21 protein-coding genes are annotated in these 21,355 nt (G+C 63.3%); 7 read left to right on the top strand and 14 right to left on the bottom strand.

The window, feature by feature from the left end; genetic code table 11:
• Positions 1–10: 10 nt before the first annotated feature.
• From sdhD to J2X92_RS11525, 3 genes are all read right to left on the bottom strand, one after another.
• Positions 11–376: a succinate dehydrogenase, hydrophobic membrane anchor protein gene (sdhD, locus tag J2X92_RS11535; RefSeq protein ID WP_028259020.1), complete on the bottom strand. Its 366-nt coding sequence runs from the start codon at positions 374–376 to the stop codon at positions 11–13.
• Between the two features lie 13 nt (positions 377–389).
• Complete coding sequence (sdhC, locus tag J2X92_RS11530; protein ID WP_307575820.1) at positions 390–836, bottom strand: succinate dehydrogenase, cytochrome b556 subunit; 447 nt, start codon at positions 834–836, stop codon at positions 390–392.
• Between the two features lie 232 nt (positions 837–1,068).
• A complete protein-coding gene (locus J2X92_RS11525) occupies positions 1,069–1,827 on the bottom strand; it encodes a GntR family transcriptional regulator (RefSeq protein ID WP_307575819.1) in 759 nt (252 codons plus the stop codon).
• Between the two features lie 184 nt (positions 1,828–2,011).
• On the opposite strand from J2X92_RS11525, the gene J2X92_RS11520 reads away from it, so the two are divergent.
• The 5 genes from J2X92_RS11520 to J2X92_RS11500 all read left to right on the top strand — a co-directional run bounded on the left by J2X92_RS11520 (position 2,012) and on the right by J2X92_RS11500 (position 8,015).
• Positions 2,012–2,998 carry a malate dehydrogenase gene (locus tag J2X92_RS11520; protein ID WP_307575818.1) on the top strand — a complete coding sequence of 329 codons (987 nt, stop codon included), beginning with the start codon at positions 2,012–2,014 and terminating at the stop codon, positions 2,996–2,998.
• Between the two features lie 13 nt (positions 2,999–3,011).
• Positions 3,012–3,788, top strand: a complete 777-nt coding sequence (tam, locus tag J2X92_RS11515) for a trans-aconitate 2-methyltransferase (RefSeq protein WP_307575816.1) — start codon at positions 3,012–3,014, stop codon at positions 3,786–3,788.
• Positions 3,785–4,783: an HpcH/HpaI aldolase/citrate lyase family protein gene (locus J2X92_RS11510; RefSeq protein ID WP_307575815.1), complete on the top strand. Its 999-nt coding sequence runs from the start codon at positions 3,785–3,787 to the stop codon at positions 4,781–4,783. Before tam ends, J2X92_RS11510 begins: the two co-directional genes overlap by 4 nt.
• Before the next feature lie 31 nt (positions 4,784–4,814).
• Positions 4,815–5,354: a hypothetical protein gene (locus tag J2X92_RS11505; RefSeq protein WP_307575813.1), complete on the top strand. Its 540-nt coding sequence runs from the start codon at positions 4,815–4,817 to the stop codon at positions 5,352–5,354.
• 78 nt (positions 5,355–5,432) lie between these two features.
• A complete protein-coding gene (locus tag J2X92_RS11500) occupies positions 5,433–8,015 on the top strand; it encodes a bifunctional aconitate hydratase 2/2-methylisocitrate dehydratase (RefSeq protein WP_307575812.1) in 2,583 nt (860 codons plus the stop codon).
• Between the two features lie 75 nt (positions 8,016–8,090).
• Here the strand turns inward: J2X92_RS11500 and J2X92_RS11495 are convergent, their stop codons facing one another.
• Positions 8,091–8,927 (bottom strand): helix-turn-helix domain-containing protein, encoded by an 837-nt coding sequence (locus J2X92_RS11495; protein WP_307575810.1) that lies wholly within the window; start codon positions 8,925–8,927, stop codon positions 8,091–8,093.
• A 134-nt stretch (positions 8,928–9,061) separates the two neighbouring features.
• Here J2X92_RS11495 and J2X92_RS11490 point away from each other — a divergent pair, with 134 nt between their 5' ends.
• Together J2X92_RS11490 and J2X92_RS11485 are read left to right on the top strand one after the other, a co-directional pair.
• Complete coding sequence (locus J2X92_RS11490) at positions 9,062–9,475, top strand: hypothetical protein (RefSeq protein WP_307575808.1); 414 nt, start codon at positions 9,062–9,064, stop codon at positions 9,473–9,475.
• A gap of 161 nt (positions 9,476–9,636) precedes the next feature.
• Positions 9,637–12,507 (top strand): aconitate hydratase, encoded by a 2,871-nt coding sequence (locus J2X92_RS11485; protein WP_307575806.1) that lies wholly within the window; start codon positions 9,637–9,639, stop codon positions 12,505–12,507.
• 79 nt (positions 12,508–12,586) lie between these two features.
• On the opposite strand, the gene J2X92_RS11480 is transcribed toward J2X92_RS11485, so the two are convergent.
• The 10 genes from J2X92_RS11480 to J2X92_RS11435 all read right to left on the bottom strand — a co-directional run.
• Positions 12,587–13,324, bottom strand: a complete 738-nt coding sequence (locus J2X92_RS11480) for a hypothetical protein (protein WP_307575804.1) — start codon at positions 13,322–13,324, stop codon at positions 12,587–12,589.
• Positions 13,325–13,375: 51 nt separating this feature from the next.
• Positions 13,376–14,899 carry an XVIPCD domain-containing protein gene (locus J2X92_RS11475; RefSeq protein WP_307575802.1) on the bottom strand — a complete coding sequence of 508 codons (1,524 nt, stop codon included), beginning with the start codon at positions 14,897–14,899 and terminating at the stop codon, positions 13,376–13,378.
• Entirely contained in the window at positions 14,896–15,501 is a 606-nt protein-coding gene (locus tag J2X92_RS11470; RefSeq protein WP_307575800.1) for a hypothetical protein, read from the bottom strand. Before J2X92_RS11470 ends, J2X92_RS11475 begins: the two co-directional genes overlap by 4 nt.
• Positions 15,502–15,506: 5 nt before the next feature.
• Entirely contained in the window at positions 15,507–16,013 is a 507-nt protein-coding gene (locus tag J2X92_RS11465) for a DUF4189 domain-containing protein (protein WP_307575798.1), read from the bottom strand.
• Positions 16,010–17,032 (bottom strand): type IV secretion system protein, encoded by a 1,023-nt coding sequence (locus tag J2X92_RS11460; RefSeq protein WP_307575796.1) that lies wholly within the window; start codon positions 17,030–17,032, stop codon positions 16,010–16,012. The genes J2X92_RS11465 and J2X92_RS11460 overlap by 4 nt, the downstream gene beginning before the upstream one ends.
• Before the next feature lie 36 nt (positions 17,033–17,068).
• Positions 17,069–18,343 (bottom strand): peptidoglycan-binding protein, encoded by a 1,275-nt coding sequence (locus J2X92_RS11455; protein ID WP_307575794.1) that lies wholly within the window; start codon positions 18,341–18,343, stop codon positions 17,069–17,071.
• 36 nt (positions 18,344–18,379) lie between these two features.
• Positions 18,380–18,676 (bottom strand): hypothetical protein, encoded by a 297-nt coding sequence (locus tag J2X92_RS11450; protein WP_307575792.1) that lies wholly within the window; start codon positions 18,674–18,676, stop codon positions 18,380–18,382.
• Between the two features lie 275 nt (positions 18,677–18,951).
• The gene (locus J2X92_RS11445) at positions 18,952–19,464 is read right to left on the bottom strand and encodes a DUF4189 domain-containing protein (protein WP_307575790.1); all 513 of its coding nucleotides are present in this window, start codon (positions 19,462–19,464) and stop codon (positions 18,952–18,954) included.
• Positions 19,465–19,473: 9 nt separating this feature from the next.
• Positions 19,474–20,463: a type IV secretion system protein gene (locus J2X92_RS11440; protein WP_307575788.1), complete on the bottom strand. Its 990-nt coding sequence runs from the start codon at positions 20,461–20,463 to the stop codon at positions 19,474–19,476.
• Positions 20,464–20,488: 25 nt separating this feature from the next.
• The coding region (locus J2X92_RS11435) for an XVIPCD domain-containing protein (protein ID WP_307575786.1) at positions 20,489–21,355 on the bottom strand (867 nt) is incomplete at its 5' end.

The raw sequence follows: 21,355 nt of genomic DNA, 5'->3' as shown, positions 1-21,355 counted from the left end.
GGGGACGGGGTCAGATCTTCCAAAGCACTTGAATGGCCCAACCCGCACAACCGACAAGCCAGACGATGGTGAAAATTTGCAGGGCGAGGCGAATGCCGACGGGCTGGACGTAGTCCATCCACACGTCGCGCATGCCAACCCACACGTGATAGAGCAGGGAAACGATCACGGAGAAGGTCAGCACCTTCATCCACTGCGCGGCGAAGATGCCGGCCCAGAGGTCGTAGCCGATGGGGCCACGCGTGAAGATCAGCTGTGCGAGCAGGATGATCGTGAAGAGCGCCATCAGGCCGCCCGTGATGCGCTGGCTGAGCCAGTCGCGCAAACCGTAATGTGCGCCGACGACGATGCGCTTGGAGCCGTAATTCACAGACATGGTTGGCTCCTTCTCAGTACAGGCCGAACAGCTTGGCGCCGAGCACCACGGTGAGCAAAACGCTCAGGACCAGCGTGACCAGGGCGGAGCTGTGTCCGAACTCCTTGGTGACGGCGGCGTGGCTCACGTCCATCCAGAGGTGGCGCAGGCCGGCGATGAAGTGGTGCAGGTAGGCCCAGATCAGCGCGAGAACCACCAGCTTCAAGAACCAGCCCGGAACGAAACCAAGGCCGCTGCTGAAGGCGGCCTTGAACCTGGCGAACGAATAGTCGGACGAGAGGGAGGTGTCGAACATCCAGATGATGAACGGCAGCAGCAGGAACATGAGGACGCCGCTTACGCGGTGCAGGATCGACACGATGCCGGCCGGCGGCAACCGGTAGGTCGTGAGATCGGTGAAGGCGTTGATGTTTCGGAATTCGCGGCGCGGTGGCCGGGGAGGGGTTGCAAGCTCTGACATTGGGGGAAGGCTTTCGTGGCTTGGTGGCTTGTTCTGATGTTCTGAGAGCGAACGCTTTTGTTTCTTCTGCGGAATGCAAACAACGCAAAATTCTATTGCAATGCACCATTGCCCGGCGGCGGTGCCCGTGACGGGGCCGCGCTGCAGTCGGATGCTATTGAGTTGGTAGCGTGCTGCGCGCGGGTCGCGGGCGCTTCGGCGCAGTTGGGTCGGCAAGTCATCTGGATGAATCTCAGCCGAGCTGGTTGCGGTAGTGGTGCGTGTCGGTGCGATAGAGGCCGCGGCGCAATTCCATCGGCATGTCGTGGTACGTGTGCGCCAGGCGCTCCACGCTCAGCAAAGGCATTTGCAGTGACACGTCGAGCAGCGCCGCTTGCTCCGCATCGGGCAGCACGGCGCGGATCTTTTCTTCGGCGCGCACCATGCGCACGCCGAACTCTGTTTCGAACATGGCGTACATCGGGCCCGGCCAGGCACGCAGCCGCTCGGCGGTGAGGCCCTTGAAGGGCGCACCGGGCAGCCAGAGGTCTTCGAGGATGGTGGGCACGCCCCCGTAGGCGAGCACGCGTCGCACCTGCAGCACCGCATCGCCGGTGCGCAGGCCCAGCGCACGCGCCACGTCGGCCGAGGCACGCTGGCGGCGGCAGTCGACGATGGTGCGCTCGGCGGGGCCTTCGGTGCTCGGGGTGCCGACGTCGGGCACGAGCTTGAGAAAGCGGTACTGCACATGCTGCTCGGCATGCGTGGCGACGAAGGTGCCCTTGCCCTGGCGCCGCACCACGAGGTTTTCGGCCGAGAGTTCGTCGATGGCCTTGCGCACCGTGCCCTGGCTCACGCGATAGCGCACCGCCAGGTCCATCTCGCTCGGAATGGGCTCGCCCGGCTTCCACTCGCCGGCCTGCAGGCTCTGCAGGATCAATGTCTTGATCTGCTGGTAGAGCGGACTGAAGGAGGGCGTCGCGGAATCTTCGAGGACGTTGGCGGCATTCATGGCAGCGGTGGGGTGCGCCGTGGCGGAACCTCCGAGCATATCTTATATAAGACATAAGACGGCGTTGATCGAATCGGCTTAAAATGCGGGCCGGCCTGCGCCGCGGGAAGGATTCCCGCCCTGCAGCACCGTCGGCGCCAAGCGCGCCCGCCGATACCGTTTCACCACCTTCTGGAGTCTTCCCATGAGCAAAAAACCCGTCCGCGTTGCCGTCACCGGTGCCGCCGGCCAAATCGGTTACGCCCTGTTGTTCCGTATCGCGTCCGGCGAAATGCTCGGCAAAGACCAGCCGGTCATTCTTCAGCTGCTCGAAATCCCCGACGAGAAGGCCCAGAAGGCCCTCAAGGGCGTGATGATGGAGCTCGACGACTGCGCCTTCCCGCTGCTGGCCGGCATGGAAGCCCACGGCGACCCGATGACCGCCTTCAAGGATGCCGACTACGCCCTCTTGGTCGGTTCGCGTCCGCGCGGCCCGGGCATGGAGCGTGCCGAGCTGCTGGCCGTCAACGGCGCCATCTTCACGGCGCAGGGCAAGGCACTGAACGCCGTTGCCAGCCGCAACGTCAAGGTGCTGGTGGTCGGCAACCCTGCCAACACCAACGCCTACATCGCGATGAAGAGCGCCCCTGATCTGCCGCGCAAGAACTTCACCGCCATGCTGCGCCTGGACCACAACCGCGCTGCCAGCCAGATTGCTGCCAAGACGGGCAAGCCCGTGGCCGACATCGAAAAGCTGGTCGTGTGGGGCAACCACTCGCCCACCATGTACGCCGACTACCGCTTTGCCACCATCAAGGGCGACAGCGTCGCCAAGATGATCAACGACCAGGAATGGAACGCGAACGTGTTCCTGCCGACTGTCGGCAAACGCGGCGCAGCCATCATCGAGGCACGTGGCCTGTCGTCGGCTGCCTCGGCCGCCAACGCAGCCATCGACCACATGCGCGACTGGGCCCTGGGCACCAACGGCAAGTGGGTCACCATGGGCATCCCGTCGGACGGCCAGTACGGCATTCCGAAGGACACGATGTTCGGCTTCCCCGTCACCTGCGAAAACGGCGAATACAAGCTGGTCGAAGGCCTCGAGATCGACGCCTTCAGCCAGGAACGAATCAACAAGACCCTGGAAGAGCTGCAAGGCGAGCAAGCCGGCGTTGCGCACCTGATCTAAGCAGACGGCCGGCATGCTCGACTGGAACCCCGCGCTCTACCGTCGCTACGAGGACGAGCGCACCCGACCCGCACAGGAACTCCTGGCGCGGGTGCCGTTGCAAGAGGCGGCCCGTGCGGTCGACCTCGGCTGCGGGCCGGGCAATTCCACCGAGCTGCTGGTCCATCGGTTCCCGAAGGCGCAAGTCGTCGGGACCGACAACTCCGAAGCCATGCTGGCCAGTGCGCGCGAGCGCCTGCCGCAGGCGCGCTTCGAGTTGAGCGACATCGCGACCTGGGCGCCGCAAGAAGCGCCCGACCTCATTTATGCCAACGCAGCCCTGCAATGGGTGCCGGACCACGAAAAGCTGATCCCGCGCCTGTTTGCTGCACTGGCCCCGGGTGGCGTGCTCGCCATCCAGATGCCCGACAACCGCGAGGAGCCCACGCACCGCCTGATGCGCGCCGTGGCGGCCGAGGCGCCCTGGGCCGAGCCCATCGGCAATGCCGACCGGCTGCGCACCTTGCTGCTGCCGCACAGCGGCTACTACGACCTGCTGGCGCCCGATGCGGCCAAGGTCGATGTGTGGCACACCATCTACCAGCACCCGATGGCCGATGCCGCGGCCATCGTCGAATGGGTGCGCGGCACGGGGCTGAAGCCTTTTGTCGATCGGTTGCCGGCCGACTTGCAGGCCAGCTATCTCGCAGAGTACGAGCGCCGCGTGAACGAAGCCTATCCCGCCCGCACCGACGGCAAGCGCCTGCTGGCCTTTCCGCGCATGTTCATCGTGGCGCAGAGAAAAGCATGACGAAGTCCGTTCATCCCGGCGAAGTGCTGCTCGGCGCGCAAGCCGGTGCCGTGACGTTGCCCGTGTGCGATCACTACAGCGGCGTTGAAGCGCGCATGAAGAAGAGCCTGGCACTGCAGGCCGAGATGGCCGATGAATTCGGCGCCTGCGTGTTCGACGTCACGCTCGATTGCGAAGACGGTGCCCCGGTGGGCGGCGAGGCGGAGCATGCCGCCCTCGTGACCGAACTCGCGCTGGCAGCCAAGCCGGGCATGCGGGTCGGCGTGCGCGTGCATCCGGTCGATCATCCGGCCTTTGCCGGCGACGTGATCACCATTGCCGGCCGCGCGGGCCACAGGCTCAGCCACCTGATGGTGCCCAAAGTCGAGTCCGTCGCCGACGTGGTGCAGGCGGTGGCGGCACTCGAGGCCGCGGATGCAGACGCGCTGCCGCTGCACGTCCTCATCGAATCGCCGCTGGCCGTGCACAACGCCTTCGAAATTGCGGCGCATCCGCGTGTGCAGTCGCTGAGTTTCGGCCTGATGGATTTCGTTTCCGCCCATGCGGGCGCCATTCCCGCTGATGGGATGGGGGCTGCCGGTCAATTCACGCATCCACTGGTGGTGCGCGCCAAGCTGGCCATAGCATCCGCGGCGCATGCGTACGGCAAGGTGCCGTCGCATTGCGTCGTGACCGAGTTCAACGACACCAACGTCATGCGCATGGCAGCCCGCAAGGCGGCCACCGAATTCGGCTACACACGCATGTGGAGCATTCATCCGAACCAGATCCGGCCCATCCTCGAGGCTTTTGCGCCGGACGAGGCGCAAATTCAAATTGCCACAAAAATCATTACAAATGCGGCCAGCGCAAATTGGGCTCCGACCCAAATCGATGGCACATTGCACGACCGCGCGAGCTATCGCCATTTCTGGCAAGTGCTGACGCGTGCCCACGCAACAGGGCGCGTGTTGCCTCCAGAGGCAAAAGCCTGGTTTGCACTCGCGGCCTCCTGAAACCTCCGAATCCAGCCTCAAGGAAACACCCATGAAGAAAATTGTTCTGATCGCAGCCCTGGCCCTGGCGCTCCCGTTTGCCGCCACGGCGCAGACCGCCGCCCCCAAGGCCGAAGCCAAGAAGGCGCCCCCCAAGAAGCAGGTCACCCGCAAGGCCGCCAAGGCGGTCGAGGAAGTCACGCCCATCGCCGATGAAACCAACATCGTGCTGACCGACTCCGACCTCGAAGTCGCCAAGCGCGTTTCGCTCGGCAAGGCCCAGTGCGAGCTCGGCGCCGACGTGACCGTGGCCGCCGACGAGAAGAAGCCCGGCTTCTTCAACGTGTCGACCAAGGGCGTGAAGTACCGCATGCACCCGGTTGAAAGCCGCACCGGCGCCATCCGCCTCGAAGACCCCCGCGCAGGCGCCATGTGGCTGCAGCTTGGCAACAAGTCGATGCTGATGAACCAGAAGGCGGGCCTGCGCATTGCAGACGAATGCCAGACGGCCGAGCAGGTTGCGTTTGCCGAAGAAATGAAGAAGAACCCGCCGAAGAGCCTGTTCGAAGGCGCTGACGCAGCCAAGAAGTAAGAGTCCCCACACGGGGTGCGGCGCGGCTCTTGCTTGCCGTACCGCACGCCCGCCAGCCTAGTTTCCGGAGAAAAGAAGATGTTGCAAGCCTACGTTGACCATGTTGCCGAACGCGCCGCGCTCGGTATTCCGCCGCTGCCATTGAGCGCGAAGCAAACCGCCGAAGCGATCGAGCTCCTCAAGAGCGCGAATGCCAAGGACGGTGCTTTCCTGCTCGATCTGCTCACCTATCGCGTGCCCGCCGGCGTCGATGACGCGGCCAAGGTCAAGGCGAGCTACCTGGCGGCCGTGGCCCACGGTACCGAGAAGAACGCGTTCATTTCGCGTGCCCGTGCCACCGAATTGCTCGGCACCATGCTCGGCGGCTACAACATCAGCCCGATGATCGACCTGCTCGACGACGCCGAAGTTGGCGCCGTGGCGGCCGAAGGCCTGAAGAAAACCCTGCTGATGTTCGACCAGTTCCACGACGTCAAGGAAAAGGCCGACAAGGGCAACGCCCACGCCAAGGGCGTGCTGCAAAGCTGGGCCGATGCCGAATGGTTCACCAGCCGCCCCGAAGTGCCGCAAAGCATTACCGTCAGCATCTTCAAGGTGGCTGGCGAAATCAACACCGATGACCTGTCGCCCGCACCCGATGCGACGACGCGTCCCGACATTCCGATGCACGCCCTGGCGATGCACAAGAACGCCCGCCCCGGCATCGTCCCTGAAGAAGACGGCAAGCGCGGCCCTGTGAAGTTCATCGAAGACCTGCGCGCACGCGGCCACCTCGTGGCCTACGCCGGCGACGTGGTCGGCACGGGTTCGTCGCGCAAGAGCGCCACCAATTCGGTGCTGTGGTTCACCGGCGAAGACATTCCCTTCGTGCCGAACAAGCGCTTTGGCGGCGTCTGCCTCGGCGGCAAGATCGCTCCCATCTTCTACAACACGATGGAAGACTCGGGCGCACTGCCCATCGAGCTCGACGTGACGCAGATGAACATGGGCGACGTGGTCGAGCTGCGTCCCTACGAAGGCAAGGCCCTGAAAGACGGCAAGGTCATCGCCGAATTCCAGGTCAAGAGCGACGTGCTGTTCGACGAAGTGCGCGCCGGCGGCCGCATTCCGCTGATCATCGGCCGCGGCCTCACGGCCAAGGCGCGCGAGGCGCTGGGCCTGCCCGTCTCCACGCTGTTCCGTCTGCCGCAAAGCCCGGTCGACACCAAGAAGGGCTTCTCGCTCGCACAGAAGATGGTCGGCCGCGCCTGCGGCCTGCCCGAAGGCCAGGGCGTTCGCCCGGGCACGTATTGCGAACCCAAGATGACCTCGGTCGGCTCGCAGGACACCACCGGCCCGATGACGCGCGACGAGCTGAAGGACCTGGCCTGCCTGGGCTTCTCGGCCGACCTCGTGATGCAGTCGTTCTGCCACACGGCGGCGTACCCGAAGAAGGTCGACGTCAAGATGCACCATGAACTCCCCGATTTCATGGCCAACCGCGGCGGCGTTTCGCTGCGCCCGGGCGACGGCGTGATCCACAGCTGGCTCAACCGCCTGCTGACGCCCGACACCGTGGGCACGGGCGGCGACAGCCACACCCGTTTCCCCATCGGCATCAGCTTCCCCGCAGGCTCCGGCCTGGTGGCCTTCGCGGCCGCCACCGGCGTGATGCCGCTGGACATGCCCGAGTCGGTGCTCGTGCGCTTCAAGGGCAAGATGCAGCCCGGCGTCACGCTGCGCGACCTGGTCAACGCCATTCCGCTGTACGCCATCAAGGCCGGCCTGCTGACCGTGGCCAAGCAAGGCAAGAAGAACATCTTCTCGGGCCGCATCCTCGAAATCGAAGGCCTGCCTGACCTGAAGGTGGAGCAAGCCTTCGAGCTGAGCGATGCCTCGGCCGAACGCTCGGCCGCCGGCTGCACGGTGCACCTGAACAAGGAACCGATTCAGGAGTACATCAACAGCAACATCACGCTGATGAAGTGGATGATTGCCGAAGGCTACGCCGACGCCCGTACGCTGGCCCGCCGCATCGCCGCGCAAGAAGCCTGGCTTGCGGACCCGCAACTGCTCAAGGGCGATGCCGACGCCGACTACGCCGCCGTCATCGAGATCGACCTGGCCGAGATCCACGAACCCATCGTGGCCTGCCCGAACGACCCTGACGACGTGAAGACGCTCAGCGACGTGGCCGGTGCGCAGATCGACGAAGTGTTCATCGGCTCGTGCATGACCAACATCGGCCACTTCCGCGCCGCGTCGAAGCTGCTCGAAGGCAAGCGCGACATCCCGGTCAAGCTGTGGATCGCGCCACCCACCAAGATGGACGCCCAGCAGCTCACCGAAGAAGGCCACTACGGAGTGTTCGGCAATGCAGGTGCGCGCACCGAAATGCCGGGCTGCTCGCTGTGCATGGGCAACCAGGCACAGGTGCGCGAAGGCGCCACGGTCATGTCGACCAGCACCCGCAACTTCCCCAACCGCCTGGGCAAGAACACCAACGTGTACCTTGGCTCGGCGGAACTGGCGGCGATCTGCTCGCGCCTGGGCCGCATCCCGACGCGGGAAGAGTACATGGCCGCAACCGGCGTGCTCGATGCGTCGAGCGCCCAGATCTACCAGTACCTGAACTTCGACAAGATCGACGACTACAAGACCGAAGCGGCTGCCGTGGCGTGATCCACGCGCTGCGTCGCAACCTGAAGAGCCCCGCTTGCGCGGGGCTTTTTTACGTCCGGCGCTAGCTGGCTTTCTTCAGCCGGCCGCCAATGCGGTCAGCGCCGCGGCCGTCTGCGCATCGGCCGGAAAGAACGACTCCACCGCCAACTCCTGCAGGGTGACGTCCACCGGCGTGCCGAAGATGGTCGTGGTGCTGATGAAGCTCAGCACGCCATTCGGCGTGGCCAGTTGAAAGGGCACCACGACGCCCGAGAGCTCGGTGTCCACGGCGGGCGTGTCATGGCTCACCTGGGGCGTGGGATAGGCCTCGAGTTCATCGTGCAGGGCCTGCAGCGCCGTGTCGCCCGTCGCGGCGATCTGCTGTTGCAATCGTTCGAGCAGATGGGCACGCCACTGCGCAAGATTGGCAATGCGCGAGGCCAGGCCGTCGGGATGCAGGCTCAGGCGAAGCACGTTGATGGGCGGCTTCACCAGCTCGGGCGCGGCGCCGGCCATCAGCATTGGCACCAGCGCGTTGTGCGCCACCAGGTTCCAGTGGCGGTCCACCGCCAACGCGGGAAAGGGCTCATGGCCTTTGAGCACCAGGTCCACCGCACGCCGTGCCGACGCCATGGCGGGGTCGTCGAGCGAGCGCTGCCTGTACATCGGCGCGAAGCCCGCCGCCACCAGGAGCGCATTGCGCTCGCGCAGGGGCACTTCGAGCCGCTCGGCCAGGCGCAGCACCATTTCGCGGCTGGGGGCGGCGCGGCCGGTTTCCACATAGCTCAGGTGGCGGGTCGATACCTCGGCTTCCTGGGCGAGGTCGAGCTGGCTCAGCCGGCGGTGCGTGCGCCAGTGCCGCAGGTGGACGCCGAACGGGTCGCGCGCGCCGGGCTGGCTGGCCTTGGACGAGTGGGGGCGGGAAGTGTTCATGGCCCTGATTTTGGCGTGGCGCCAGGGCCGCGCCATGACCTCACAGGTTATCGACCGTGTGCGCAGCCTTCGGAATCATTGGCTCCAACGCGGCAGGACAGGCTTGCGGCGTAACCAACCCAAAGGAGATTCTCATGTCCGTCTTTGCATCCCCCCGCTTCCTGCCCAACGTGATGTGGGCCGACGCCGCCTCTTGCGCCGCGACCGGCGCGCTGCAGGTTGCGTTCACCGGTGCGCTCGCACGGCTGACTGGATTGCCGGCGCCGCTGCTCCTGGGAACGGGCGTGTTCCTGCTCGCCTATGCGGCCGCCGCCGCGTTCATGGCCAGCCGCCGCACGCCGCCGCGCACGTTGATCGGCCTCGTCGTGGTCGGCAACTTCGGTTGGGCCGTGGCCTGCATCGCACTGCTGATGAGCGGTATGTTCGCGATCAGCGCGCTGGGCATGGTGTGGGTGCTGGCGCAGGCGCTGTGCGTGGTGGTGCTGGCCGAACTGCAATGGACCGGTTTGCGCCGCACGCGTGGCGGGACGAACATGGCGCTGGCGTGAGTGTTGGAATGCCCGCCGCACCCGTCTCGCGGGCATTTTTCGCCATGAGGAAAAGGTCGTCGCAAGAGGGCGGCAGGGAAGGCAGACTACAACAACTGACATCGATCCCTGCTATCTTTGAGGTGCTTCCACGAATCGACCGAACACACAGGAGTTCCTCAATGGCCAAAGCACCGGCACACGCCTTTGCGTCCACCCTCAAGACCTTCAAGACTGCATCGGGGAAATCCGGCAAATACTGGTCTCTCAAGGAACTGGCCAAGCAATATCCCACCGTAGACCGACTGCCGGTTTCGATCCGCATCGTGCTCGAGTCGGTGCTGCGCAATTGCGACGGGCAGAAGGTCTCGGCCAAGCACGTGGAAGAGCTGGCGCATTGGGCGCCCAATGCGGAGCGCACCGATGAAATTCCGTTTGTCGTGACCCGCGTAATACTGCAGGACTTCACCGGCGTGCCGTTGTTGGCCGACCTGGCCGCGATGCGCAGCGTGGCTGCCAAGCTCGGCAAATCGCCCAAGACCATCGAGCCTCTGGTGCCCGTCGATCTGGTGGTCGACCATTCGGTGATGGTCGACTACTACGGCACGCCCAAGGCGCTCGACCTGAACATGAAGCTGGAGTTCCAGCGCAACAACGAGCGCTACCAGTTCATGAAGTGGGGCATGCAGGCCTTCGACACGTTCCGCGTCGTGCCGCCGGGCTTCGGCATCGTGCACCAGGTCAACCTCGAATACTTTGCGCGCGGCGTCTACAAGAGTTCGAGCGACAACGCCGACGTGCCCACCTATTACCCCGACTCGCTGGTCGGCACCGACAGCCACACCACCATGATCAACGGCGTGGGCGTGGTCGGCTGGGGCGTGGGCGGCATCGAGGCCGAGGCGGCCATGCTGGGCCAGCCCGTGTACATGCTGACGCCCGACGTGGTGGGCTTCGAACTCACCGGCAAGCTGCGCGAAGGGGTCACGGCCACCGACCTGGTGCTGTTCGTCACGTCCATCCTGCGGGCCGAAAAAGTGGTGGGCAAGTTCGTCGAATTCTTTGGCCCAGGCGCCGCCTCCATCGCCGTGCCCGACCGCGCGACCATCGGCAACATGGCGCCCGAGTACGGCGCCACCATGGGCTTCTTCCCGGTCGATGAAATGACCGTCGCGTATTTCGAAGGCACCGGCCGCACCAAGGAAGAGGTCGAGCTCTTCGAGTCCTACTACAAGGCGCAAGGCCTGTTCGGCATGCCCGCGCCGGGCGACATCGACTACACCAAGATCGTCAAGCTCGACCTCGGCACCGTGTCGCCGAGCCTTGCGGGCCCGAAGCGTCCTCAGGATCGCATCGATCTGGGCCACCTGTCGACCAAGTTCTCCGAGCTCTTCAGCAAGCCCAACGATGCCAACGGCTTCAACCAGCCACCCGAGCGGCTGAAGCTGCGCTATCCGCTCACCACGAGCGGCCAAGGCGACGACGAGGAAGCCGCGCCGCCACCGCCGGGCGCACCGCGCGAAGTGGTCGAGATGGTGGCCAATCGGTCGACCAAGGCAGCCGCCCACGTGAACGCAACCGCGCCGGCAGCGCCCAAGGCCGATGGCGTGACCATCGGCAACGGAGATGTACTGATCGCGGCCATCACCTCGTGCACCAACACCTCCAATCCGAGTGTGATGCTTGCGGCCGGCCTGCTGGCCAAGAAGGCGGTGGAGGCGGGCCTCACGGTCAAGCCGCACGTCAAGACCTCGCTCGCGCCCGGTTCCCGCATCGTCACCGAATATCTCGAGAAAGCCGGCCTGTTGCCGTACCTCGAGAAACTGGGCTTCTATCTGGCCGGCTACGGCTGCACCACCTGCATTGGCAATGCGGGCGACCTCACGCCGGAGATCAACGACGCCATCGTCAAGAACGACCTGGTCGGCGCGGCCGTGCTCTCGGGCAACCGCAATTTCGAGGCGCGCATCCATCCGAACCTGAAGGCCAACTTCCTGGCGTCGCCGCCGCTGGTGGTGGCGTTCGCGATCGCGGGCAACGTGATGGTCGACCTCATGACCGAGCCCGTGGGCAAGGGCAAGAACGGCAAGAACATATACCTGGGCGACATCTGGCCGACGCCGAAGGAGATCGACGACAACCTGCGCTTTGCGATGAACGCCAAGTCGTTCCGCGACAACTACGACAAGGTCAAGAGCGACCCGGGCAAGTTCTGGAGCAGCATCGAAGGCACGGCGGGCCAGGTCTACGATTGGCCCAAGTCGACCTACATCGCCGAGCCGCCGTTCTTCTCCGACTTCAAGATGGCGCCGCATGCATCGGACGCGGGCTTCAAAGGCGCGCGCGTCATGGCCCTGTTCGGCGACTCGATCACCACCGACCACATCTCGCCGGCCGGCTCCATCAAGGAAAGCTCGCCCGCAGGCATCTGGCTCAAGGCGCATGGCGTGCCGAAGGCCGACTTCAACAGCTATGGCTCGCGACGCGGCAACCACGACGTGATGATGCGCGGCACCTTTGCCAACGTGCGCATCAAGAACCTGATGATTCCGCCCGACGTCAACGGCACTCAGGAAGAGGGTGGCGTCACGCTGTTCCAGCCCGGCAATCAAAAGATGTTCATCTATGACGCCGCCATGAAATACATGGAGCAGGGCGTGCCGACGGTAGTCTTCGGCGGCGAGGAATACGGCACGGGCTCGTCGCGCGACTGGGCCGCCAAGGGCACGCAGCTCTTGGGCATCAAGGCCGTGGTGGCTCGCAGCTTCGAGCGCATCCACCGCGCCAACCTGGTTGGCATGGGCGTGCTGCCGCTGCAGTTCCGCGGCGCCGATTCATGGCAGACGCTGGCCCTCAAGGGCGACGAAAAAATCGATGTGGTGATCGGTGGCCAGCTCAAGCCGCAGATGGATGTGAAGCTGGTCGTGCATCGCGCCGACGGCTCGCACCAGGAGGTGACGGTGCGCCTGCGCATCGACACGCCGATCGAGGTGGATTACTACAAGCATGGCGGCATCCTGCCGTTTGTGCTGCGGCAGTTGCTGGCCAACTGATGGTGCAGGGCGCCGGATTCAGGTCGACCAGGCAGCAAGGAATAATCATGGCATCGACGGTCTACGGAGCACGTGTCATTTACTCGCCTTTAGCGGCCCGGTAGACGGTGCTGACCCGCTGAGCGGCTTGATCGAGCAGCGCAGGCCAGTCGCCAGCGGGGCGCGGCGCGGGCCCCTCGCATGTCTTGGCGTTCTTCATGGCGCACTGCATGCGCAATATGCCATAGGAGGCCGGCCAAGTCGCGTCGTAGTTGATGTGTTTGGCCGCGATCTTGTCGCGGGCATCTTGGATGCCGGCCTTGACCGCTGCGGCGGCCTGATCAGGCTGCTCCTTCATGAATCGGACAAAGTCCCGAGCGCTTTTATCAAAGGCGAGCGTAAAAAAGGCCTCGTTGCTCGAGATCTCGGCCCGGCCACTGTCGTCTGCGAAGCGCAACGCGTCGTACCAACCCATCGTGGCCTGCGCGGCAATGATTCGAAGCATTGTGTCGAAACGCGGCGGCTTTTGCTGCAGCGCCTTGGGGATGTAGAAGACCTGAAACAGTTCCATGGTCTCTATGGGCGTTAGTTCGCCCTTCTCGGCGGCAGTCAAACGAGCATCAAAGTCGCGTAGCGCGCTGGCGTGCTGCGCCTGAGTGGCTTTCTCGTCACCAATTGCCGTGATGAACGCACGCGTCTCCGCGCGGCGTACCTGCCACGCGTCCTGGAGAGTTTGCACCCTGACAATCTTGTCCTGCGCGTGGGCGGCAAGGGGTGTCATGAAAACACTGAAAAAGACGCTGAGAGCGATGCTCGTGATGTGTGTTTTTGATTTCACTTCAAATTCCCTTGGGTAACGCAATGGGCTGGAATGACTGACAGCGCCAGCTCAAGCCAGAACCGGCCCGGCTTGCGCCTGGACAGGCTGATTCACCTGCTGCGAGCGCTGCTGGGTCTGTTGCTGGTTCTGCGCCTCGGCAACGGCAAAGGCCTGCGAGCTTTCTGCAAGCGGCGTGTTCAGCGCCACCACCGTGTCCACACCGATCACCTTCGACAGCGCGGCGCCCGGTTGGCCCTGCACCGCAATGAGCTTGCTGCCGTTGTCGTTCAACACCACATGATCGATCTGCCTGAATCTGGATTCACACGCCGATGCGGCCAACGTGCCGGCGGCGTTGCAGGTGCGTTGATCGGAGGGGATGCCGCGCTCGGCGTTGATCTTCTCCAGCCCGGCCAAGGCCTGCTTGTAGAACCCGTTGCCGGGATGCTGGCCATCGTTCAACAACGGCATTGGCCCTGCCTCGCTGCTGAGCCACGACCCTAACTTGTCGGTGAGCTTGTCCATGGCGCGGGAGGCGCCCTCGCGCACCGCTTCACCGGCTTGCTCCAGCGCTCGCCCGGCCCGCTGGGTGCCCGTGATCACCTGCTCGCGCGTGGCATCGTAGGTTCGCTCGGCCGCGTGGCCGACCGCCTGTGCGCCTGAAACGACCGCCTTGCCCGTCGTTTCTGTCGCGTGGATGACCGCGGTGCTTGTGGTGTCGTAGACCTGCCCCGCCGCTTGGCCGACCGCCTGGCCGGCCTGCACCCCGGTTTGCAGCGGAACGGATGCGATGGCACGGGCGGCGTATACGTCGTTGCGATAGCGATTAATCATGCCGTGATGGGCGTGATAGCGCGCTTGGTTCTCTGGCGCAATGATCGAGTGACCCAGCGTGTCGCTGTTGGGCACGAAGTTGTCTATCGAATGTGCGCTGAAATTGGTCGCCTTGACAGGATTGCGCATAGTCAGACCGCCGCCATCATCGCGGTATCCCGCCTTGCCCAGCGTGTCGATATCCTGCTGGGCGGCGTAGACCCGCACCTCGCCAAAGTGCGCACTGGCAGCGCTCACCGGATCGCCGGCGCGAACGTGGTTGATGACTTGGTGGCCGCCTTTGGGAGCGCCATGCACCAGCCCGGCCGCGCCGAAGGCGTTGAAGGTTTCGCCTTTGAGGCCGAACTTGTGGGCCTGAAGTTCGGCCAGCGTGCCGCCCAGCGAGTGACCGGTCACGGTGACGTTGAGAGGTCGTTGGGTTTCTTGTGCATCGGCCTCCGCCTGTTTCAGCACCCTTTTCGTGAAAGCGTCGGCATCGGCCGCTTGTACGTTGACGCCCGCCAACGCCATGCCGACATCGACGACGCCGTCGTGCACCGGCTCGCGGTCGAACTCGGTGCCGCGAAATGCAATGACAACTTCGCCCGTATTGACCCGCTGGTAGGCCGTCGCCTGGAAGCCGGTCGTCGGGTTGTCTACATGGTCGACGATTTTGTACTTGACACCGTCAAGGGTGATCTCTCTTTTCTTCGGATCGGGATCAGGATCGTTGTACGAATCCTTGGCCAGCAATGCGTAATCCGTGGAGTTGATCGTCACTGGAAATTCTCCTTGGCAGTGAGCGTCATCGAGAAGGTGTTGTTCGAATCCTCCTTGAAGTCGGAGCGTTGTGCGTTGCCACTACTGATACGCGGATGGTCGTCCCGCTTCGACTTGGCATCCTCGCTGAAGTAAGACCGATTGTTGAAATACCTAGGCACTGGCTTGCCCACCAGGGCTTCGTTGAGATCAAGGGAATGGCTAAATACCAAGTTCCCGATCTGCAGACTGAAGCCGACGAACGTCATCGACCATCGGCACACGCCCAGGCCGAAGTAGTCCTCGTCCTGCAAGTAGTCGACGTAGAACATGCCCTTGTAGACCTTGTCGCTTACGCGGGTCAGGCTCAGCGGCACGAATTTTCTGGGGGTGTGCTGCGCTCCACTAATGGGTTGCAGCGGTACGCAGCGGTCATTCGAAACTTGGTAGCCGGCGGATCCTTCAACGGCATCGAACGGCCCAGGCGCGTCTTCGATGGTTAACGTGATTTCATAGCGCATCTTGGGATGCGGATTGAGTTTGATATCGGGTTGTTTCATGGCTTGGCCGCAAGCGGCGGTGGTGATTGCAAGAAAGACGGAGAACGCGAAGAGGCGCTTCATGGTGGTTATTGAACCCGCACGGGGGGGCTGCAAACTTTGAGAGCAGTGCGGCAGTTTCTGTCGCCTGTGTCCACGCAACCTTTTATGCCGGCCGAGACTGCGTCCTCCAGCCTTGGGCGCGCCACCACGGTGTATTGCCTATCGCCTGTTGAGAATGCTGCGCATGCATTTCTAAAGGCGATCTTTACCTTGCAGTCGACACCACCCTTGGCGTTGCAATCCACCATGGCCGCATCTTTGGCCACTCCTTCGGCACGCATATCTGTGGCTAAGCCCAGGATGCCGTTTTTGTCATCGCCCGCAATTGCTCCGTACCGATCCTGCCAAACCTCTGCGGGCCGTTGTGGCGCTTGCTGCTGGTTTCCGTAGCCCGGAATGGGATTGCAACCCTGCCACCCTTGTCCGCCAACAGGGTATTGCCCCGGAGGGCAGTTGCCTTCAGCATGCGCGAGACCATTCCAAAGAAGTCCCGCTATCACCAACAAGAAAGCTCGCCCCAACATCTTCATCATGCTTCTCCATCGACCTTGAGCGCCTTTGGTGGCGGGGGAAGGGAAGCAGTCCTGATCTCGTCAGCAGGTGGTTGTGGCGAGGTACGCGAGCTTGAAGCATTGCTGCCAACTTGTGGCTGTGTATTGCCGTAGCCTCCGCTTCCTCCTTGTACAGGGGTATTGGTACCACTAGCCGGAGGCGTATAAGTCCCCGGCGCCTGCCCCCCCGGCCCTTGCTGGGCGCCGGCTCCACCACCGAGCACCGAACTCGTATAGAACTGCCCCAGCGTCCCCCCAAAGAACTGCGCCGCCGCCGCGGGCGCGGTCACCAGCAGCACCGTCAGCAGCAGCCCGATGCCCCCTTGCAGCATCGCCTGGCTGGTCAGGCCCGTGCTGCCACTGATACCCAGAAAGCTGGTGATCGCCGAACTGGCCCACAGCCCCGCGGCAATGCGCAGGTTCAACTCGAGCACCAGCGACACCATGAAGCTGAGCACCGCCATCGAAAACAGCAGCCCGATGCCGTACAGCAGCCACTTGTGAAACAGCGACTCGGTCTGCTTGAAGATCAGGCACAGGATGAACAGGGGGCCCAGGCTGATGAAGAGAGCCAACCCCACCTGGTAGGTCAGCAGCAGCGCCCCGGCCGTGATCGCCGGGCTGGACACGCCCAGCGCACCCACGAGCGAAGACATGCCCACGCTGGTCACGTTCGAGCCGCTGGTGCTCACGTTCAGCCCCTGCGCTTGGTCGATGGCCGACATCACCACCTGTGTGAGCACCAGGTTCTTGTCGATGGCCGAGACGGGCGACTCCCTCTCGCCGGTGACCATATAGTTGACCTCCTGGAGCAGGCCGTTCGTGAAGATCGAATGCAGGTCCGAGCTCCCGAGGGCCATGGTGCTTGCGGCGATCACGATCAGGGCGTTGCGGCTCATGCCGGCCACCAGGGCGATCAGCGGCTCGCGCGACTGGCCGGTGAGGATGCGAAAGCTTTTGGTCGGGGTGATGAGCGAACGGACCGGTGTTGCGATATTCATGAGCGCTGGCGGTGACTTGGCTGATGAATGAGAGGCTCAGCGAGCCATCGCAGGCGCCGCCTGCTGTGCGGCCTGCTGGTTGTTGTGCTGAGAAGCTTGCTGCTGCGACTGCTGTACGACTGTGAACGCCTGCGAGCTTTGGGCAACCGGCGTGTGCATCGATTCCACCGTCGGCACATCGACAAACTTGGAAAGCGCAGCGCCCGGCTTGCCTTGAATCGCGAAGATCGTGCTGTTGTCGTTGCCGCCCAGCGTCATGTGATCGATGCGGGTCAAACCACCGCGCAATGCGGCCACTGCAATGGCCGCCGCGGCGTTGTCGGTCAACTGATCGGGCTTGCGGCCATACTGGGCATCGATCTTCTGAAGGGCCGACCTGGCCTGCTGAAACATCGCGTGGCCGGAGTGGCTGGCGTCGGTGATCAGCCCCGGTGACAGAGACGGAGCCACGCGCTCCTTGAGTTTGGCATCAATGGCTTGCAACGTGCCCGGCCCGACAGTCCCATCTTCCTTTAGATGGTTGTCGCGCTGAAACGCTTTGACGGCGTCGCGCGTGCCGCGCCCAAAATTGCCATCGGCATTGATCGGCTTGCCATTGGCGCCGGTATAGCCCAACTGGCCAATCTTGGCTTGAAGCTCGCTCACTACTGGGCCATGGGCGCCTTGGTTCAGGGCTTGGCCTCGCGAGCCAGCAGTCTGCCCGCTGACCAACTTGGGATCTGTGGCCTCCACACCGTACTTTTTCTGATGCTCGTTCACGAACTTCTCGTAGACGTCGAGATAAGGTAGGACATGCTTCTTGGCGATATCGAGTCCGCCATAGTCACTGACCGGGCCGTCATGGTGGTACTTGTAGACGTATGCCTCGCCTTCGCCGTGCGACTTTGCCAGTCGGGCGTTGTCCATGTAGTGCGCAACCAGGGCTTCTGCCTGCTTGCTCAAATCGCCACGATTGACATCGTTGATGCCGTAGGCGGCTCCCGTTTTGTCAATGAACTGACCCAGCCCCACCGCCGAAGTGGTGCCAGCGGCAGCGTCGAGGTTGAGCCCGGACTCCACGCGCGCCGTGGCCAATACATAGGCAATCTCGCGCGGCTTCAGGTCGGCTCGCTCGCCCGCCGCAATTAACTCATCGATCGCCCTAGACTGGGCCGCGGGGCTGGCATCGCCCCAGACACGCGAGTTTCCGGCAGCACGTCCGGGCGTCTGATCGATTGCATCGTTGTAGTGGCTGTAGGTGGTGATCTGTTCGTCGCGGTATGCCTTTCCTTTTGGCTGGACCAATGCGTCATAAGTGTCGGTGCTTGCCATGATTTTTCCTGAGGATGGGGTGGATAAGGGGGCTGGCTACTTCAAGAACACGAACTGGGGGCGCTCAAGGCCGAGCTTCTTGCTCAAGGCATTGAATTCGCTGTTGTTCGGCATCAGGGTGCTTTGATCGGGCTGTGTGTTGTCGCGAAGAATCGGTGGCTTGCTTTTCGTCAACAGCTTGCCTCGCAGCGTGTAGACATGAAGCCATTCGCAGAACTTGCATCCCTCCGGGCGCTCGCCAAATTGCACCAACAAATAGGGCGTGTTGTCCTTTGCGAGGGCGCATGCCAGACCGATCGCCGTGTAGCGGGCCATCCCCTGGGGTTTGCTCAACGGCTTTAGCGAAGCCCCGTCACTTGTCTGAAGACCTACCGTTGTGCGTGTGCAATTCGCGTTTCGGGGAGTGCACTGGAGGGTGGCATGGGCTTGGCCGCAGTTGATCGACAGCTTGCGTTCGTCCGCAGTGCAAGGCAAGGTAACGCACAGTGCGACGCCAAGTGCAAATGCGGGCGCGAGGAGTTGGCGCAGGTTTGCTATCCAACTGCTAAGTGGGTGCGCAGTATTCATAGGATTTGGTGGATTGCTTGGCTTGTGAAGCGGCGGCGCAGCTACCGGATGCGGGCTGGCAGGCTGCAGGCGGTGTAGTAGGTGTGGCAGTTGGCGAGTCCACCGTCACGACATGTCTTCATGCCCAACTCAACGGCTCTATCTACCGTGATAGCGCTGGATGCGTTGTAGCCACCGTCGCCGACAACAATCGCAGCACACTGGTTGTCATATGGAATTTTGATCTTGCAGTTCAAACCACCTTTTGACTGGCAATCCTGCACGGCCACTTGTGACGCTTCCTGCTTGCTTCGCTTGTCGGTGGCTACGCCGAGAATTCCATCTGGTACGGAGGTTGCAATCGCCCCCCACCGGCTTTCCCACTGCGTTGCTGGTTGCTGCGGCGCTTGTTGCTGCCCATATCCCGGAATCGGCGAGCAAACAATGGCGCCTGCTCTGCCGTTGTTATGGTCGATAGAGCCGGGTGGGCAGAATCCGCCCTCGGCATGCACGAGGCCATTCCAAAGCAACCCCGCCACCATCGTCAACAAAGTTCGCGCTAACGTCTTCATCATGCTTTTCCATCAACCTTGAGTGCCTTTGGTGGCGAGGGGGACTGATGCGGCTCTGATTTCATCAGTAGGTGGCTGTGCCGAGACGCGGTTGAGGCTGCCGCCGAGTCCACCTCCGGTTCTTTCTACCGGGGTAGCCGTTTCCGTCCTATTTGGAGCTGGCGCATAAGTCCCTGGCGCCTGCCCCCCAGGCCCCTGCTGCGCACCAGCCCCGCCACCGAGCACCGAGCTCGTATAGAACTGCCCCAGCGTCCCCCCGAAGAACTGCGCCGCCGCCGCAGGCGCGGTCACCAGCAGCACCGTCAGCAGCATCCCGATGCCCCCCTGCAGCATCGCCTGGCTGGTCAGGCCCGTGCTGCCGCCCACGCCCAGAAAGCTGGTGATCGCCTTGCTCGCCCACAGCCCCGCAGCAATGCGCAGGTTCAACTCCAGCACCAGCGACACCATGAAGCTGAGCACCGCCATCGAAAACAGCAGCCCGATGCCGTACAGCAGCCACTTGTGAAACAGCGACTCGGTCTGCTTGAAAATCAGGCACAGGATGAACAGCGGTCCCAGGCTGATGAACAGAGCCAACCCCACCTGGTAGGTCAACAGCAGCGCCCCGGCCGTCATCGCCGGGCTGGACACGCCCAGCGCACCCACGAGCGAGGAGACGCCCACGCTGGTGACGTTGGAGCCGCTGGTGCTCACGTCCAGGCCCTGTGCGTTGTCGATGGCCGACATGACCACCTGGGTGAGCACCAGGTTCTTGTCGATGGCCGAGACGGGAGATTCCTTCTCGCCGGTGACCATGTAGTTGATCTCCTTGAGCAGACCGTTCGTGAAGATCGAGTGCAGGTCCGATCCCCCAAGGGCCATGGTGCTTGCGGCGATCACGATCAAGGCGTTGCGGCTCATGCTGGCCACCAGGGCAATCATCGGCTCGCGCGACTGGCCGGTGAGGATGCGAAAGCCCTTGGGCAGGAGGTTGAGCGAGGGGACCGGTGTTGCGGTATTCATGGGCATTGGCGGGTGACTCGGCTTCTCAGCGAGCCATCGCAGGCGCCGCCTGCTGCGCGGTCTGCTGGTTGTTCTGCTGAGGAACTTGCTGCTGCGCCTGCTGTGCCTGCTGCACGACTGTGAACGCCTGCGAGCTTTGAGCGACCGGCGTGTGCATCGACTCCACTGTCGGTACATCGACAAACTTGGAAAGCGCCGCGCCCGGCTTGCCTTGAATCGCAAAGATCGTGCTGTTGTCGTTGCCGCCCAGCGTCATGTGGTCGATGCGGGTCAAGCCGCCGCGCAATGCGGCTACTGCGATGGCGGCCGCGGCGTTGTCGGTCAACTGATCGGGCTTGCGGCCGAACTGAGCATCGATCTCTTGAAGGGCAGATTTTGCTTGCTTGAACAGCGGGCTGTCCTGCAGCGACTGGCCAGGCTCCGGATCGCCGGGCTTGTAGCCGTGGGCGAGTTTGGTTTCCCACTGCGTGGCGGCGGCTTTGCGTTCTGTTAGGGAATTCCGGCCGCCATTGATGTCTTCGGTGGCACGGGTGACATCGTGCTGATGGCCGCGTGCCACCACGCGTTCCTTCCAATACTGCACAGCGATCTTGGCCGAGTTCGCGGGCTCTGAAGCCAAATCGGGTTGATTCACGAGGTCCAGGCCAAGCGCCTTGCCATAGCGCTCGTAGTTGTAGCGGCCCGTCAATTGAACAAAGCCGCGGCCGTGATACTTCCACCCATCGCCCGGCTCAGTGTTGCCAAGATCGCGGCGACCACCATAGATGGCTTCAGCCACCTTCTCCGGCCCACCCGAAGCAATGGCGCTGGCGTCTTCCTGGGTCATCTCCGGGTGCCGTTTGTGCAGAGCCTTGAACACGTTCTGGCCCGAATAGCGCAAATTTTCGTGCGC

The sequence above is a fragment of the Variovorax paradoxus genome (genome assembly GCF_030811855.1).
In the GTDB taxonomy this organism is placed as follows: domain Bacteria; phylum Pseudomonadota; class Gammaproteobacteria; order Burkholderiales; family Burkholderiaceae_C; genus Variovorax; species Variovorax paradoxus_L.
Note: the sequence above shows the minus strand (reverse complement) of the source record. Positions and strands in the feature narration are given on the sequence as shown.